The 15,934-nt window shown below is 55.1% G+C and carries 14 protein-coding genes and 1 tRNA gene; 7 read left to right on the top strand and 8 right to left on the bottom strand.

Annotated features, from left to right (window positions below):
- Nucleotides 1-221: 221 nt before the first annotated feature.
- Nucleotides 222-1,463 (bottom strand): ammonium transporter, encoded by a 1,242-nt coding sequence (locus KOE80_RS14455; RefSeq protein ID WP_083053308.1) that lies wholly within the window; start codon nt 1,461-1,463, stop codon nt 222-224.
- A gap of 14 nt (nt 1,464-1,477) precedes the next feature.
- Nucleotides 1,478-1,816: a P-II family nitrogen regulator gene (gene glnK, locus KOE80_RS14450; protein WP_009456229.1), complete on the bottom strand. Its 339-nt coding sequence runs from the start codon at nt 1,814-1,816 to the stop codon at nt 1,478-1,480.
- 1,464 nt (nt 1,817-3,280) lie between these two features.
- Here glnK and KOE80_RS14445 point away from each other — a divergent pair.
- The 4 genes from KOE80_RS14445 (at nt 3,281) to KOE80_RS14430 (ending at nt 6,796) form a co-directional block, all read left to right on the top strand.
- Nucleotides 3,281-3,757 carry a MarR family winged helix-turn-helix transcriptional regulator gene (locus KOE80_RS14445; RefSeq protein WP_009456231.1) on the top strand — a complete coding sequence of 159 codons (477 nt, stop codon included), beginning with the start codon at nt 3,281-3,283 and terminating at the stop codon, nt 3,755-3,757.
- Nucleotides 3,758-3,845: 88 nt separating this feature from the next.
- Nucleotides 3,846-4,724: a TauD/TfdA dioxygenase family protein gene (locus KOE80_RS14440; RefSeq protein WP_226349414.1), complete on the top strand. Its 879-nt coding sequence runs from the start codon at nt 3,846-3,848 to the stop codon at nt 4,722-4,724.
- Between the two features lie 36 nt (nt 4,725-4,760).
- Entirely contained in the window at nt 4,761-6,065 is a 1,305-nt protein-coding gene (locus tag KOE80_RS14435; RefSeq protein WP_226349413.1) for an MFS transporter, read from the top strand.
- Nucleotides 6,066-6,136: 71 nt separating this feature from the next.
- On the top strand, nt 6,137-6,796 hold the full coding sequence (locus tag KOE80_RS14430; RefSeq protein WP_407066151.1) for a CatA-like O-acetyltransferase: 660 nt from the start codon (nt 6,137-6,139) through the stop codon (nt 6,794-6,796).
- A 189-nt stretch (nt 6,797-6,985) separates the two neighbouring features.
- Here the strand turns inward: KOE80_RS14430 and KOE80_RS14425 are convergent.
- Together KOE80_RS14425 and KOE80_RS14420 are read right to left on the bottom strand one after the other, a co-directional pair.
- Nucleotides 6,986-7,061, bottom strand: a tRNA-Lys gene (locus KOE80_RS14425).
- A 75-nt stretch (nt 7,062-7,136) separates the two neighbouring features.
- Nucleotides 7,137-7,988, bottom strand: a complete 852-nt coding sequence (locus KOE80_RS14420; protein ID WP_226349412.1) for a neutral zinc metallopeptidase — start codon at nt 7,986-7,988, stop codon at nt 7,137-7,139.
- Nucleotides 7,989-8,253: 265 nt separating this feature from the next.
- On the opposite strand from KOE80_RS14420, the gene KOE80_RS14415 reads away from it, so the two are divergent.
- Nucleotides 8,254-9,900: an ABC1 kinase family protein gene (locus KOE80_RS14415; RefSeq protein ID WP_035272623.1), complete on the top strand. Its 1,647-nt coding sequence runs from the start codon at nt 8,254-8,256 to the stop codon at nt 9,898-9,900.
- 153 nt (nt 9,901-10,053) lie between these two features.
- Here KOE80_RS14415 and KOE80_RS14410 read toward each other — a convergent pair whose 3' ends face one another.
- Nucleotides 10,054-10,752 (bottom strand): cytochrome b/b6 domain-containing protein, encoded by a 699-nt coding sequence (locus KOE80_RS14410; RefSeq protein WP_115633886.1) that lies wholly within the window; start codon nt 10,750-10,752, stop codon nt 10,054-10,056.
- Nucleotides 10,753-10,833: 81 nt separating this feature from the next.
- Nucleotides 10,834-11,346, bottom strand: a complete 513-nt coding sequence (locus KOE80_RS14405) for a hypothetical protein (RefSeq protein WP_203145645.1) — start codon at nt 11,344-11,346, stop codon at nt 10,834-10,836.
- Between the two features lie 310 nt (nt 11,347-11,656).
- Here KOE80_RS14405 and ribA point away from each other — a divergent pair, with 310 nt between their 5' ends.
- Nucleotides 11,657-12,328 carry a GTP cyclohydrolase II gene (gene ribA, locus KOE80_RS14400; protein ID WP_009456248.1) on the top strand — a complete coding sequence of 224 codons (672 nt, stop codon included), beginning with the start codon at nt 11,657-11,659 and terminating at the stop codon, nt 12,326-12,328.
- Between the two features lie 315 nt (nt 12,329-12,643).
- Here ribA and KOE80_RS14395 read toward each other — a convergent pair whose 3' ends face one another.
- On the bottom strand, nt 12,644-13,270 hold the full coding sequence (locus tag KOE80_RS14395) for an FMN-dependent NADH-azoreductase (protein ID WP_026483011.1): 627 nt from the start codon (nt 13,268-13,270) through the stop codon (nt 12,644-12,646).
- Nucleotides 13,271-13,395: 125 nt separating this feature from the next.
- Here KOE80_RS14395 and KOE80_RS14390 point away from each other — a divergent pair, with 125 nt between their 5' ends.
- Nucleotides 13,396-14,304: a LysR substrate-binding domain-containing protein gene (locus KOE80_RS14390; protein WP_009456252.1), complete on the top strand. Its 909-nt coding sequence runs from the start codon at nt 13,396-13,398 to the stop codon at nt 14,302-14,304.
- A gap of 5 nt (nt 14,305-14,309) precedes the next feature.
- Here the strand turns inward: KOE80_RS14390 and KOE80_RS14385 are convergent, their stop codons facing one another.
- Nucleotides 14,310-15,872, bottom strand: a complete 1,563-nt coding sequence (locus KOE80_RS14385) for a glycosyltransferase family 39 protein (protein WP_226349411.1) — start codon at nt 15,870-15,872, stop codon at nt 14,310-14,312.
- Between the last annotated feature and the right edge of the window lie 62 nt (nt 15,873-15,934).

Raw genomic sequence — 15,934 nt, 5'->3', positions numbered from 1 at the left:
GTCGCCCGGAACCAAGGAGTCCAGCGTGACCATTTCCCATTCATGTTGATAAGCAGTCGGGGTCTTAAGCATGAACGTATTATGAACAAGCCTGCTGTTTTATGGGAGGGTTTGTCAGCAGTCTGAGCCCTCGAAAGAGGGCTTTTTCTTTTAGGCCTGTGCCTGTGTTTAAAGGGAGCAGTTTGCCCGCAGGCAAGATTGGCAAGAATCATGATGGGATCTCAGTGTTGATAACCCGTTTCACCGTGGGTACGGATATCCAGACCTTCGCGCTCGTGGTCAGCATCGACACGTAAACCGCCGCAGACTAGCTTGGCAATGGTGAAGGCAATCCAGGCAGCCACACCGGACCAGACCAGCGTAACCAGCACGCCTTCGAGCTGAATCCACAACTGCATCCAGATACTGTTACCAGCGGCAGTACCAGGACCACCCAGAACAGGTGCGTTGAACAGACCTGTGAGCAAAGCGCCCACAATCCCGCCCAAACCGTGAATGCCAAAAACGTCCAGCGTATCGTCGGCGCGTAACCAGCGCTTCAGAACATTCACACCCCACAAGCACGCCAGGGAGGTAATCAGGCCAATGGCCAGTGCGCCGGAAGGAGCCACAAAACCGGCTGCCGGAGTAATGCCGACCAAACCTGCGATCGCACCCGAGCAGGCACCCAGCAAGGAAGGATGACCTTTGCTGATCCATTCACCCAAAGTCCAGGCCACAACGCCGATGGCGGCTGCCAGCATGGTGTTGAAGAATGCCAGCGTGGCATTTTCATTGGCCGACAAAGCCGAGCCTGCGTTGAAACCGAACCAGCCTACCCACAGCAGAGCCGCACCAATAAAGGTCAGGGGCAGGTTATGAGGTGGCATGGCTTCACGACGGTAGTTCAGTCTGGGGCCAATCATCCAGGCACCGACCAGACCGGCAATACCGGCGTTGATATGCACCACCGTGCCACCGGCAAAGTCCAGCGCGCCACGGGAGTTGAGCAAGCCGCCGTTCTGTTCATCGGCAAACCAGACCATATGGCAAATGGGCAGATAGGCCAAAGTGAACCAGATCACGGTAAAGACCAGGATGGCGGACAGGCGGGTACGTTCTGCCAGACTACCGACAACCAGAGCGCAAGTCAGGCCGGCAAAGGTGGCCTGAAAAGACGCAAACAGCAGTTCAGGCAAGGTGCCCGACATGGAGAACTGTTGGTCAGCAGCGGTGAACATGCCGTTGAACAAGACCTTGTCGAAACTGCCAATCAAGGGATTGCCAGCGGTAAAGGCCAGTGAGTAGCCATAGATAAACCACAGCACCACCCCCAGACTGAACACCAGCAAGGTCTGGGACAACATGGACAAGGCATTTTTTTGACGCACCATCCCCGAGTAAAACAGGGCCAGGCCCGGCGCGGCCATCATCAGTACCAGAAGCGTGGAGACCAGCATCCACGATAGATCAGCGTTGTTCATGATGGAGTCTCCGATTACAGGGCTTGCTCATCGCATTCGCCGGTGCGGATGCGGATGACATGGTCCAGCGGCTGGACAAAGATCTTGCCGTCACCAATACGTCCGGTGCGGGCACTGCTTTGAATGGCCTCCAGAACGCTTTGCAACTGCTCGTCGGGAATAGCCAGTTCAATGCGGATCTTGGGCAGGAAGTCGACTGCATATTCCGCACCGCGGTAAAGCTCGGTGTGGCCTTTCTGGCGACCAAATCCCTTGACCTCGGTAAGCGTCATCCCCTGTATGCCCAGATCGGAAAGGGCCTCGCGTATCTCGTCAACCTTGAAGGGTTTGACGATGGCGGTAATCAATTTCATAGGTGTTCCTGAAGTAAACACAGGCAAGCTGGCCTTGCGGATGCAATGGAACACCGAGAGGGGTAGGAGACGGTTGAGAGGGGGCCGACCGGGATGGGTAATCCTGGTGGATGGCTTGAGTGCAACCGGGCAACGCCGGTTTGAGCGACTCTCCGGCTGTCAGCAGGGTGTGCGACAGCGCGAACGCAAGTGGTAGGCAAGCGGACCTGTGTTGTAGGTTGAAGAGCAACACAATTCCGGCAAGGCGAGTAAGCTAGCTAGGCACGTGACCCCGGTCTTGCCTAGTCGGTGGGCAGCGAGATAACAGCAGCGCTCTGTGACGCCTGTCTCCGCTCATCTCACCACCGCAGGAACAACGACTATGGAAAAATAATATATGTTGCGGCGCAACAAGTGCGCATTTTTTTTTAATAGTCTTAACTTTGCAACATTCGGTTCAGTAAAATGACCGGCTGCAGAGTAGGCAAAACAGACCTGTTCGTGCTGGAATTGCCGTGTCTGAATGGCAGGGCGCCAGGAGGATCGACAGGGCAGCCCGCGTGTCAGCGCTGCCCGTGTATCGATAGAGCTAGTTCTGCGACTAGCAAGGATCAAGAGAGCAGCTCAGGACCTTTGTGCTTTCTGGTTTTTTTGCTGTCTGTGCTCTGAGTGGGGAAAGTAAGCGGTACATGCCGCCGGTTAAATGCCTGCAGGCCTCCTTGCCATAATTTGAATCCCAGGCAGGCGTCCCATTTGTCGCGTTGGTATAGCCAATGGGTGTGACAAACAGTGCAGTGATACAGACTTTCGGTGCTTGGTTCGTCAGTGTCATCTACTCGTCTGATGGGTTTGAGGTAAGGATGTCGTTGAGCGTTGGGTTGCGATAGTGGAAGGGTTTGGCACATGATGCACATGGTGCCTCGGTCTAGCTGGGCCATACAATGCTCCTCAAATAATTTTGTGGTTGATGTAATAGCGTTTGCAAACTGGCTTGCCAATTAGCGTAGGGTGATGGTTTGTAATAAATATCACCACGATTCACTGTACTGCAGAAAATGTGACAGCCGTTTCAGGCCGCATCTCAATGTAATGACACGCGACCTGCGTATGGCGAGCAAGTGTTCAAATTCCTGCAAATACCAGCGTCAAAAGCTCTGGCCTTTGACTATTTTTTGGATGGCGGCTCATTGCCAGGAATCTTTTTAGGGTCCGGCTCGGGGTTGGGCGTTTTGCCGGGAGGAGTGGTGTCGGGCGCTTTGGTGGGATCAATGGCAATTAGCATGAACATCTCCTGACTGAAGTGATCTTCCAGCGTATCGGATTTAGGGCGCAGCTAAAGTAAACAACTATGACTGCAGGGCAGGCCGCTCTTGTTTTTTCTTGTTGCATCGAAAAGAAGCTGGGTAGCCAATCGGCGAAGCCATTGCCTGGCGATGCTATGATCAAACTCCTTACAGAAAGCGGACTAGCGCCTTGGGAAGCGAGTTGGAAAAAACCACCCTGGACCTGGAGAATTTTCTCCCTTATCAAGTCACGATATTGGCCTCGCATATTGCGGTGACCTTTGCGCGTCAGCATGCACAGCAATTTGGTTTGTCCATTCCAGAGTGGCGCATCATTGCGACCCTGGGACGCTATGGCACCCTGACCTCGGGCAGTTTGACCGAGCGCACCAGCATGGACAAGGCCAAGGTCAGCCGTGCCGTTTCTCGCCTGACAGCCGCTCAGTTAATTGCTCGTCGCGATAATGAAAACGATATGCGCAGCAATCTGCTGTGTCTGACCGAGCAGGGTCAGCAAGTGCACGATCGCATTGTGCCCATCGCTCTGGGTCTGGAGCAGGAGCTGACGTCCGTGCTTAGCCAGGAAGAGCTCAGCTCCTTTAAAGAGATGATGACGCGCCTGGAGAACCGTATGGTCCAGCGCTTTGGCAGCGATTTCAGCGGCGACGCACATATTTGAAGTCTCAAGGGTAATCACCGAGTTGTGCTGGATATTTCTCACGCTAATATTGTTTCGTTTGAAACGAAACAATATTCAGGAGAGGATCATGACGCAGGTCGTAGACAGCCCAATCGCAGCCAGCCGCTTGGAAACCAGAATCATGTCGCCCGCTATCGGTGTCGAGGTAGCGGGTGTCGATTTGACTCAGCCCCTGGAAGATACGCAGGTACAGGAGCTGCGCGCCTTGTTGTTGAAGCATCAATTGCTGGTGTTTCGCGACCAGCCTTTGAATGCGGCACAGCATGTTGCATTTGCCCGTTGCTTTGGTGAGCTGGAAGTGCATCCGGTTTTTCCACACGATCCGGACTATCCCGAGCTGGTGCTGCTGGGGGGCAATAACACGCAGCCGGGGCGTGAGAATATCTACCATAGTGATGTCAGCTGGCGGGCCGAACCTTCCATGGGTTCCATTCTGCGTTGCATTGAATGCCCACCCGCCGGGGGCGATACGATCTGGTGCAATATGGCAGTGGCCTATGAGAACTTGCCGCCTCACATCAAAGATATTTTGCATGAGCTGGAAGCCGTGCACGATTTATTGCCTGGTTTCATAGACCGTATTCCTGAGGAGGACAGGGCGGCAATGCGAGATCGTTTTCCAGCGCAGACACACCCTGTGGTGCGTACTCATCCAGAAACCGGTCAGCGGATTCTGTATGTCAGTAGCTGGACTACCCATCTGGCCAACTACATTGAAACCGGCTTTTTCCGTGGCATGCCCGAGCTGCAAAGCGGTGCTCATTTCCTGCTGCAGTATTTGGTGGATCAGGCCCGTCACCCGGAGTATCAAGTGCGCTTGAAATGGCAGCCTCACACCATTGCGTTTTGGGACAACCGGGCCACCCAGCATTACGCCGTTCAGGACTACTTTCCTTTGCCCCGCAAAATGGCCCGAGCCACCATTATTGGTGACCGTCCTTATTGATCGTATCGCTGTACTTTTGACAAGTTGGGGGGAGACATGGAAAACCAGAAAAAGTATTTCCCAGGACAGCGCTACGTCGTGGTGTTCTTGTTGTTTTTGTTCATGGTGATCAACTTTGCCGATAAGGCGATATTTGGTCTGGTCGCCGTGCCGTTGATGGAGGAGCTGGCCATCGGGCCACAGCAGTTTGGCACCATTGCAGGCAGCTTCTTCTTCCTGTTTGCGATCTCGGGCATTGTGGTGGGTTTTGTGTCCAATACGGTGTCCTCGCGTTTGCTGCTGGTGGGGCTGGTCGTTATCTGGTCTGTAGCCCAGGTTCCGATCGCTATGGGAGCCAGCACGATTATTGCCTTGATGGCTTGTCGCATTTTGCTGGGAGTAGGGGAAGGGCCTGCCTATCCCCTGGCCTTGCATGCTTGCTACAAGTGGTTCCCTGATCAGGAACGTACCTGGCCTACGGCCATCGTGATGCAGGGTGGGCAGGTAGGTATGCTGCTGGCCGGTCCCTTGGTGGGGTATTTGACCATCAGTCATGGCTGGCGCTCGGTGTTTTGGGTGACAGCGGCAGCAGGGCTGATGTGGCTGGTGGTATGGGCCTTGTTGGGTAAGGACGGCCCCCTCAGTGCAGCTGCGGCGCCCGCTGCAGGCAAGCACATGCCGCAGTCTCGTTGCTCTTACCGTGCTGTGCTTTTGAATCGTAGTTTCATCGGCAACCTGCTGATGTACTGGGTAGCGTACTGGTGTGCTGCGTTGGTCTTTACCTGGTTGCCCGCTTATTTGCAACGCGGTCTGAACTTCTCGTCGGACACGGCGGGATGGCTGTTTTCCTTGTGCATTTTCGTGGCAATCCCGATTGTGTCGGGCGGCTCTTACCTGTCCAACCGCTTCTTGCGTCAGGGGTATTCGTCCCGAGTGGCACGCAGTCTGGTCACGGTAGGTTTCTTGTTGGCAGGGGCCTTGTGCCTGCTGGCGGCCGCTTACTTGAAGCCGGGTCCAACAGCGGGGATTGTGCTGATCGCCTTGGGCTTGAGTTTTCCCCAGGTCGGTTTTGTGCTCTGTTCGGCAATCTCAGCGCAAATCAGCCCGATTGAAAAGCGGGGTTCCACACTGGCCATCACCAATTCATTGTCCACAACAGCGGGCCTGGTTGCGCCCATTGTGATGGGAAGGCTGATTCAGGCCGAGCCCGGTCTTGCCGGTTTTCACCAGGGCTTTGCCTTGACGGCCGTGCTTTTACTAATGGGAGCCGTGTTGGGTTTCATCTTGGTGGATCCTTCCCGCACGCTGTCGCAGATTCAGGCAAAGGCAGGAGGTCCTGTGAGCGGTCCGGCCTCTGTTTAAGGCAAGGTTTTGAAGAACACAGAGTGGCACTGCTTACCGTGTTTTTCTATACACTTGCCTGGATGGACAGTATGGAGATTCAGGAAAAGATGATGGCAAGCTACCAGAAGTTCGATCTTGAGAGTTGGGGGCGGCGTGAGCATTTTGAAGTCTTTAAAACGTATGCTCAAAATGCGTTCAGTATTACGGTTGAAATTGAAATTACCGGGTTTCTGAACTGGGTGAAGGCCAGGCGCTGCAAGTTTTACCCGGCAATGATCCATGAGGTAGCTGCTGTCCTTAATCGCTATCCCGAGTTTCGTATGGCCATGAAGGACGATGAGCTGATTGTCTACGATCGACTCAACCCCAGCTACACCATCCCGCACGTGCAGCAAGAAAGTTTTTCATCTATTTGGAGTGAGTACCACGAGAAGAAAGAGGACTTTCTGGCCGAGTATGAGCGGGATCTGGAAAAGTACGGCGAGGACACTCGTTACTTTCCACGATCCGATACGCCTGAAAACGTATTCTATATTTCCGCCTTGCCGTGGGTTTCCTTCACCAGCTTCAGTATGCAGTTCGCGAGCCTGCATAATTTGTTCACCCCTATTGTCACGCTAGGCAAATACTTTGAACGGGACGGCAAGGTTTATATTCCCGTGGCCATTCAGTTGCATCATGCTGTGTGTGACGGGTTTCATGCGGGCCGCTTCATGACCGAATTACAGAAGGGGTGCCACGACTATTGATCGTGTTCAGTACTTACTGTCACCAAAGCTTTGCCGATCCTTGCATGGCAGGGCTACTGAGCCTCGCTGAGCTTGTATTCAGACGCAAAAAAGCCCGCTCTATAGCGGGCTAAAATGCTTTTTGCGGAGCAAGGTACATTTTGCGGAGCAGAAATTTACCTTGAAAACTCTCGCAAGTCGCAGGGTGCTTGGTGGGTCGTGACAGACTCGAACTGTCGACCAATGGATTAAGAGTCCAGTGCTCTACCAACTGAGCTAACGACCCCCGTTTCCTGCGAAGAAAAATATTATAGAACGGAAATTATCTAGCGCAAGACTAGGTTACATAATTTTACGTTTATCAGGAGACCGGGTCAGGACGGGTGAAGGTGTCGCACATTTTCAGCTGTCCGGTTTTATAGCCTTCCATGAACCAGGCCATGCGTTGTTGCGAGCTGCCGTGGGTAAAGGAATCGGGGACCACATAGCCTTGCGATTGCTTTTGCAAGGTGTCATCGCCTACGGCTTGAGCGGCATCCAGGGCCGAGCGAATATCGCCTGGTTCCAGAATCTGGCGTTGCGCGTCAGCGTGGTGTGCCCAAATACCGGCATAGCAATCAGCCTGAAGCTCCAGGCGTACGGAGGCTTGACGAGCCTGAGAGGCGGAGCCGCTGCGACGGGCCTCATCGACACGACGCATCATGCCTAACTGGTTCTGAACGTGGTGGCCCACTTCATGCGCAATCACATAGGCAGGGGCAAAGTCGCCCTTGACGCCCATCTTTTGCTCCATCTCGGTGAAAAAGCCCAAGTCTATATAAAGCTTTTGATCGGCAGGGCAGTAAAACGGCCCCATGGCAGATTGACCCGCCCCGCAGGCGGTCGGGGTAGCGCCCCGGTACAGCACCAGCACGGGATCGCGGTAGCTGCCATTGGTTTGCTTGGCAAAAACATCACGCCAGACATCCTCGGTTTCGCCCAGGATCTTGGCAATGGTTTGGCCCTGTGCATCCGAGGCTGCAACGGGTTGAGACTGAGGGGCGCTGGTAGGGCCGTCGGCCAGGTTCAGCACCACACTGGGATCCACCCCAAAGTACATGGCCACCAGGGCCAGCACGATTGTCCCCAGGCCGATCTTGCCGCCGCTCAATCGTGGCCCATTGGCACGGCGGTCCTCGACATTACGGCTGGAGCGAGACTTATCCAGACGCATCACGCTCTCCTTGAATTGGAAAACGTCAATGTACTCTGATTTCCGTGGATAGAGCAGGGGCATTTTCGATTCTTGTCATCGGAAAACGGGTAGGGGGCGTTAATTACCCCACCATGACAAGTCATTGAATTGCTTGGCTTTATGTGACTTGTCCAAAGGCTATCCCCGAGCTTGCCCACTGAAAATGTGGATAAGTGGATAAGTAAGTCACCGGGACACTGCGGTATGCTACTTTTCTCAGAGCGTACCCTACTGGAGAGCGAGTATGTTGGGAGGAACCTTGTTGGCCTTGCGCGACCATGCACGGGTCCGTGCCATTGGAGCGGTCATAGCTCGATACGGGATTGGGGATGTGATGCATCGCCTGGGCTTGTCGGACCTCCTGCCCGGTAACAAGACCCCGGTGGCGGCCGAAATGCCCGAGCGCTCGGCACCTGAACGTTTGCGACGTGCGCTGGAAGAGCTGGGTCCGACCTTTATCAAGCTGGGTCAGATTCTGGCTACACGTAATGATTTGCTGTCGTTGGAGTGGACACAGGAGCTGGAGAAGCTGCAAGGTCATGCCGCGCCGGTGCCTTGGGAAACGATCAGACCCGAGCTGGAGCAGGCTTTGGGGCAAACGGTTGAGCAAGCCTTTGCGCGCTTTGACACCCAGGTGCTGGCCTCGGCCTCCATGGCACAGGTGTATCGCGCCTGTTTGCGGGATGGCACCGAAGTCGTGGTGAAGGTGCAGCGCCCTGGTCTGGAGCCACTGATTCAGGCTGACTTGCGTTTGTTGAAACAGATTGCCCGCCTGGTCCAGCAACAAGGCCTGCTGCCCGAGTATCGCCCTTACGATATCGTGCGTGCCCTGGCTGAAGCCATTGCCGATGAGCTGGACTTCACCCGCGAAGCGGCCAATACCTTGGCGGTGCGCGAGAACATGCAGCCCTTCAAGGACATCGTGGTTCCGCGTGTCTATATGGAGTGGACCAGCGCGACGGTCATGGTGCAGGAGTTTGTCCCCGGGGTCTCGCCCATTCAAGAGGCACAGTTGCAAGCTATTGAGGCGGATCGTCCATTATTGGCCCGCCGAGGTGCCTTGGCGTTCCTGCATATGGTGCTGGAGGACGGGCTGTTTCATGCTGATCCGCACCCCGGCAATATGATGGCCTTGCCGGGCAATAAGGTTGCCTTTATTGATTTCGGCTTGGTGGGCCATTTGACGGAACGTCGCCGCCAGCAATTGCTGGTGTTGCTACGGGCGATTGTGGATGGACAGGCAGATGGGGTGGCAACGACCTTGCTGGACTGGTCCGGGGCAGAGGACTTTGATTGGAGCCGTCTGGAAGAAAGTGCCCAGCGTTATGTAGCCCGACAAAGCAGTGGGCTGTTGTCCATCTCGGCTGCCTTGCTGGACTTCATGGCTCTGGCGCGCGAGAACCATTTAATTCTGCCGCCGGATCTGGCCTTGCTGTTCAAGGCTTTTATCACGGCGGACGGTGTGCTGAAGCGTCTGGACCCGCAGTTTGATGTGGTCGAAGTCGCGCAGCCCGTGATTATGGGCTTGATGCGCAAGCAGTACTCGCCACGTCGTGTTTATGCGGACCTGCAACGCAGTTTGCTGGAGTCCCGGCAGTTGGCCATGGATGCGCCCCAATTGCTGCGTCTGTTGATGCATAGGGTGCGGCAAGGAAAGATCTCGGCGCGTATTCAAATCGAGGGAATGCCGCGTCTGGCCTCGTCGCTGGAAAAGGCGGCCACCCGTCTGGCCATTGCGATTGTGACGGCGGCTTTTGTATTGATTTTGGGTCCGGTGCTGGTTACGCGCGGTCCCGCATGGCTGGGTCTGACTATTTTCAGCTGGGCGGGTTTATTAGCCGCTGTGCTGGGCCTGGTTCTGGTTTTGTGGGGATTTTGGCGACGGCGCTAAGAAGTATCTTGAGGCCGTCGCTTTCTGCGCAGGAAGTGCTCAAGCGGCTAGTCACCGTCCAGTTTAAAAGACGGCTAGTAAAAATGCGGCTCAGCCCAAACAGTCCCCGCATTATCCCCAGGTTTATTCACAGCTTCTGGGGATAAGTCGGGCTTACATAAAGTCGTCCATGCCGCCGCCTACGGGTGCCAGACCTGTCATCCAGTACACACCCCAGGCAATCAGCGCCACAATGATCAGAGCGAGAAAACGGGTTTTCCAGCTGTCTTTGCTGGCAGGCAGGCTGGCATCGGCGGGAACCGGCATGCTGCCCTTGACCATGACGCTGGTTAATTTCTGACCACGCAACACGCGATACAGGAAAATAGCCAGGATATGCAAGGCAATAATGGCCAGCATGATCCATTCATTGGCTTTGTGCAGGCCGGTCAGGGTTTTGGACCAGTCGCTGCTCAGATAGGCCAAAGGGCCAGTCGTGAAGATGTCGTCATTGGCAAACAGGCCCGAGACCGCTTGAAAACCGAACACAATCAACATGATCCAGACGGACCAGGCACCGATGGGGTTGTGGCCGGGGTAAACCGCGGGCTTGTCGCGCAAGTAGCGCAGGCTTCGTACAGGATTGGGCAGGAAGTGGCTGAAGCGGGAGTAGTAACCACCAATCAGACCCCAGACCAGACGAAATGCCAGCAGCCCCAGAGCCAGCAAGCCAAAGCGTACGTGCCAGTCCATCCACAAACCGCCAACCTTGATCGTCACAAAACAACCCACGATGCTGATCACGAGCAGCCAGTGGAACAGGCGGGTGGGTAGATCCCAGATGAGTAAAGGGCGAGTCGAGGAGGCGTGCATAGGGAAAATCCGGAGAGACTAAGACATCTGATTATAGTCAGTGTTGTCTTGGAGTCCGTTTTCCGCCGCGGGTTCCTTCTCTTATTGAGTGCGGTGTTTGCGCTTGCGCAAACTGATCGTGCGACCGTCGTAACGGTACTCGTCGATCAGGGTGGGATTATCCAGGCTGGGGGTTTCCATGATCAGGGTTTGGCCCTGGTGGCGTACTCGAATTTGTGCGCTGCAAGACCCAAACGCTGGCGAGACGGTATAGCCCTTGGATGACACTGTGACCCAGTGATAATAAATCGAGCAACCCCCCAGGCCGTTGTCCACCGAAATCAACGCTGTCTGGTTGTTGGATTGTCTGAAGGCGTAGGGAATATTGATCAAGCCCTTGAGTTCGGGCGCGATGATTTGCGAGTCCAGTTGCAGTTGTGCTTCATAGACATAATCGCTTTGGCTCACTTGCAAGGTGCCGTAGGGGCTGTCCAGACTTAATTGAGAAGGAGGCTGGGGCCAGGTCTGGCTTGCCGCACTATGGGCGACAAACGGTTGCAGGGCCAAGCCGAGCCCAATCACAACATAACGAATAAAGACCTTAGTGGCGGGCATGATCAATCAAGTAAGAGGATGATCAAGGCTCAGTGAAAAACACAAAGCGCCATAGATCATCTGTATTTGTAAGTTTCATAACATTTTATGTATTTTCTTGTTGCGTAGAATACCGGATCGCAGAACTTTTCGCTATAAGGATAGGCACATAAGGTGAATGTTTCATGTCTGTGTCATAGGGGGACTGGCGAAATTAGTCCTGAAAAGCATCTTGCCTCAGGCTTAAAGAAATGGAGTGAATTGGGCTATCATTGCTAGGTTGCCCCGGATGGGGCCAAGCCGCATTTCTTCGTTGCAGCAGAGACTCATTATGCAATCCATCCCGGATGCCGCACTGGCATCAGAATCGGACTCCCCGCTGGCTGCCCAGCAGGCCAAACCCGGCGCTTTATTGGACTACGTCAGCTCCAGCCGTTTGCCTACCCCCTGGGCCGTATTCCAAATCCATGTATTTGTAGAGCGCAGCAATCAAAAAGAACACGTATTGTTGACCCTGGGGGATGTGGCCGACGGCGAGCCTGTCCTGGCCCGTGTCCACTCCGAGTGTCTGACGGGCGATGCCTTGTTCAGCCTGCGCTGCGATTGCGGCCCTCAACTGCAATTAGCGCTGGAACGTATTGCTACGGCAGGCCGTGGTGCCTTGATGTATTTGCGCCAGGAAGGGCGGGGTATTGGTCTGGTGAACAAGATCCGTGCCTACAACCTGCAAGATCAGGGGGCGGATACGGTGGAAGCCAACGAGAAGCTGGGGTTTCCTGCGGATATGCGTCGCTATGATATTTGCAAGGATATGCTCGAGCACGTCGGTATCCAGAAGCTGCGTCTGATGACCAATAATCCGCGCAAGGTAAAAACCCTGCAGGAAATTGGCATTGATGTGGTGGAGCGTGTGCCGCATCAAATTGAAGGTAATCCCTTTAACGAGGCTTACCTGAACACCAAGCGTCTGCGCTTGGGCCACTGGCTGGAAACAGACGAATAAAAAGGGGCGCGCGGGCAGAAATTGATTCTGCTCCGATTTCGTTCCTGCTTATCGCGGTATCAACACAAAGGGCCATCAATTGGCCCTTTGTGTTTTTCTCTGGTGGAGATTCAGCGCGATCAGAATGTGCTGCCTGCCTGCCTGCCTGCCTGCCTGCCGGCAGGCAACGCAAAAGAGAAAGCCGGATCCGATGTCCACGCAGGGATTGGGATCCGGCTTTATCTTTGCTTGCTCAGGCTTGAGCGCTGAAGGGGCGGGTGGCTGCTTGTGCAGAACTAAACAGCCAAGGCCTGGTCGAACCAGGCCTTCCCGGTCTTAGGCAGGGCTCTTTTCCAGCAAGGCGCTGACACTGGCCTTGGCGTTCTCTACAATCTGATCACGCAGCTCTGGGGTTTTGCCCAGACCTTCGGCGTACACAATACGCAGGTCCGTTACACCCATGAAGCCGAACATCACACGCAGGTAGCTTTCCTGATGTTCCATGGCCTGGCCTTGCTCCGATTCGGAGTAGATGCCACCACGGCTCAGAACCAGGTAAACCGTTTTGTCGCCGGCCAGACCTTCCGGGCCATTGCTGGTGTAGCGGAAAGTGCGGCCAGCTTGAGCCAGACGGTCCATCCAGGCTTTCAGTTGGCTAGGAATGGTGAAGTTGTAGAAGGGGGCGCCAATCACCACCACATCGGAAGCCAGGAACTGGCTCAGGTATTGTTCGGTGATGGCGTTCTCGGCACGCTGGCGCTCGCTCAGGGTGGCTGGGTCCAGACCCAGGCGCATGCCCAGGGAGTCAGCCGAAAAGTGAGGTGGCGGGTTCAGGGCCAGATCTACATGCTCCACTTGGACTTGCTCATTTTGCTGGCGCAGCTGATCAACCACAAATTGCGAAAGTTCGCGGGAAACGGAGTTGGCGCCGGTGATACTGGAGTCTACGTGTAGCAGTTTCATGATGTTTGGTGTCCAAAGCGATGAAGGAATGGTGTCATTATGTTTGATGCCCATACCTTTGATAAGCCGGTTTTTCTGAGAAAGATTATTCTACTTTTGTCTGTAATCCTGGAAAACTTCCCTGTATGTATGACTTAAATGACATGGTGCTGTTTACCGAAGTGGTACAGCGTGGCGGCTTTAGTGCTGCTGCCCGACACTTGGGCATGCCGCCATCGCGAGTATCGCGACGTCTTAGCCGTCTTGAGGCTGAAGTCGGTGTGCGCCTGCTGCAACGCACCACGCGCAGCCTGTCTCTGACCCCTGCTGGAGAGGTGTTTCTGCGCCATTGCCAGGCCATGCGTGACGAGGCCGAAGCTGCGTATTCTGCGGTGGCTCAAGTGCAGCAAGAACCACGCGGTCTCTTGCGTATCAGTTGCCCGGTCACCTTGGCCCATACGGTCTTGTCGACCGTGTTTGCACAGTTTCTGATTCGCTACCCTCAGGTTGAGCTGGAGGTGGAAGTCAGCAACCGGGTGGTTGATCCGGTGGCGGACGGGATTGATGTGGCTTTGCGAGTGCGCAGCACCTTAAGTGATAGTGCGAGCTATATCGTCAAGCGCCTGGGTGAAACAGGGGCAATTCTGGTTGCTCAGCCTGAACTGCTGGCGCGTTTTGATCCGGTGCGCGGCCCGGCTGATTTGGTGAAATTGCCCACGGTGGCCATGTCGGCCCGACAAGGTCAAAACGAATGGGAGCTGTATGGTCCCGAGGGCGCCAGCCTGACGGTAACGCACAGGCCGCGCTATATGGCCTCGGATTTGCTGACGTTGCGTGAAGGGGTGGAGCAGGGCATAGGTGTGGGTATCTTGCCCGACTATATGTGTTGCGAGGCCTTGAAAGCCGGACGCCTGGTGCAGGTATTGCCACAGTGGGCACCCTTGCCGGGGATTATTCACGCTGTGTTTGCTTCCCGCCGAGGCATGGCCCCGGCGGTACGACATTTTCTGGATTATCTGGGTGAGCAACTGCCGGTGCATCACCCTAAAATTTAAGTGATTCAGCGGGCAGTGGCTGTAAAGGGGCAGCTGCTTTGTGCGGGCAGAATGGCCCAGTTCAGATCAATCATGGGACTGCGCTCGGAAGACCAGCGCTGCTCGGCCTGCCCCTTGATAGGGGCTTGCTCGTACAGCTGGAGCAAGGATGCGGGAGGTTTCCCACGGGTCTGGAGGCTGTACACAATCAGAGCGCCGCATTCCATATCCTGCGGGAGTGTCAGCCAAGGTGAAGCAGCCGGGTCAGCATCAATAAAGACCATCACATCCTGGCCGGCATGAACGGCAATATTGCCGCCTAGCCAGGTATCGGCTACTACGACTTTAAGTGGGATGCCGGGCATGTGTTCGTTCCAGATGGCTTGCATTTGGGCAGACACTTCCGGGCCGGGGAAGGTGGAGCGAGAGTCCCTACCTTTATGCCAGGCCAATGGGCCACGAGCCAAGGCGTAGCCCGATGCCAGCAATATCTGCAACACGATCACAATAATAGCCACGCGCCGCAGCTGGATCTTGTCCTTGCCGTGCATGACCCAAAGAGCAAAAAAGCCATACAAAACAAAGAAAGTGGTGGCCCAGGAAGCGACCAGACGGGTGCCCATCATGGCTGAAATCAAGACGGTGCTGACGATCGGAGTCAGGCCCACCCACAGCAGGAATTGCTTGTCGCTGCGGGAAATATCATCGGCGTAGCGTTGCTTGTTTTGCAAGGCCGCGTCGGATGGGGCCAGCTTTTTCCTGTCGCGACGATTCCAGATACCCAGCGCAATCATGGCCACAACCATGGGGCTTAGTCTCCCCAGCTGGTCCAGGCTAAACGCCAGCAGTTCCTTGTAGGCCTCCCAGCGGGTATGTGTTTCCAGCGAGCCGTCCATATAGCGGAAGGGGGCGAAGTCGTGCTTCACCAGCCAGTACAGATGGGGCGACAAGACCAGCACATAGGCAAGCAGGGCCAAGCCCAGCCCTATCCAGGTCTGCCGCTGACGCCACATACCGCTGCGCAGGAAATACAAAAAGAAGGCGGTGAACAGAATCACGGCACTGTATTTGGTGACCGTAGACAGCGCAGCGACGGCGCCCAGCCATAACCAGTCTGCCGGTTTCTGGTCGCGGCTGGCGCGATAGAAAAACCAGGTCGCGGCGGTTACGGACCACAGTTGTGCCGTGTTGTGATTAAAAATGGTGCCGCGCAAGGAAAAGTAAATACTGACAGAACTGATCAGCAAGACCATGAAGGCGCGTTCGGGATTCAGGAATTCGCAGGCCAGTTTCCAGATAAACCATAGCCCCAGCACCGAAGCTGTCATGCCCGCGGCAAAGGTCAGCCATGCCGGGCGTCCGACTACGCTGGTCAAGGCGGCCATCACCCACGCTGGGAAGGGCGGATGCTTCAAATAGCCCAGCTCGAAACTGGTCGACCAGACCAGTTCTTCCATGCCGTCCAGATCGGGGGCTTTATGGCTAATTGCCATCAAAACGGTCCACAGCAAAATCATGAATAACAGATACAGCAGCACATAGCGCTGGTAGGTGTTGGGCTGAGCCGATGCTGGGTTTTGGGCAGTCATGCGTCTGGTGAAAGCGTGAAAATAAGCAAGTGTACTTCTTGTGCGTTGAAAAGCCCCGATTG

The sequence above is a fragment of the Alcaligenes sp. 13f genome (assembly GCF_020496585.1).
GTDB lineage: Bacteria > Pseudomonadota > Gammaproteobacteria > Burkholderiales > Burkholderiaceae_B > Alcaligenes > Alcaligenes phenolicus.
The sequence above is the reverse complement of the archived record's forward strand: the minus strand, read 5'-3'. Positions and strand labels throughout refer to the sequence as shown.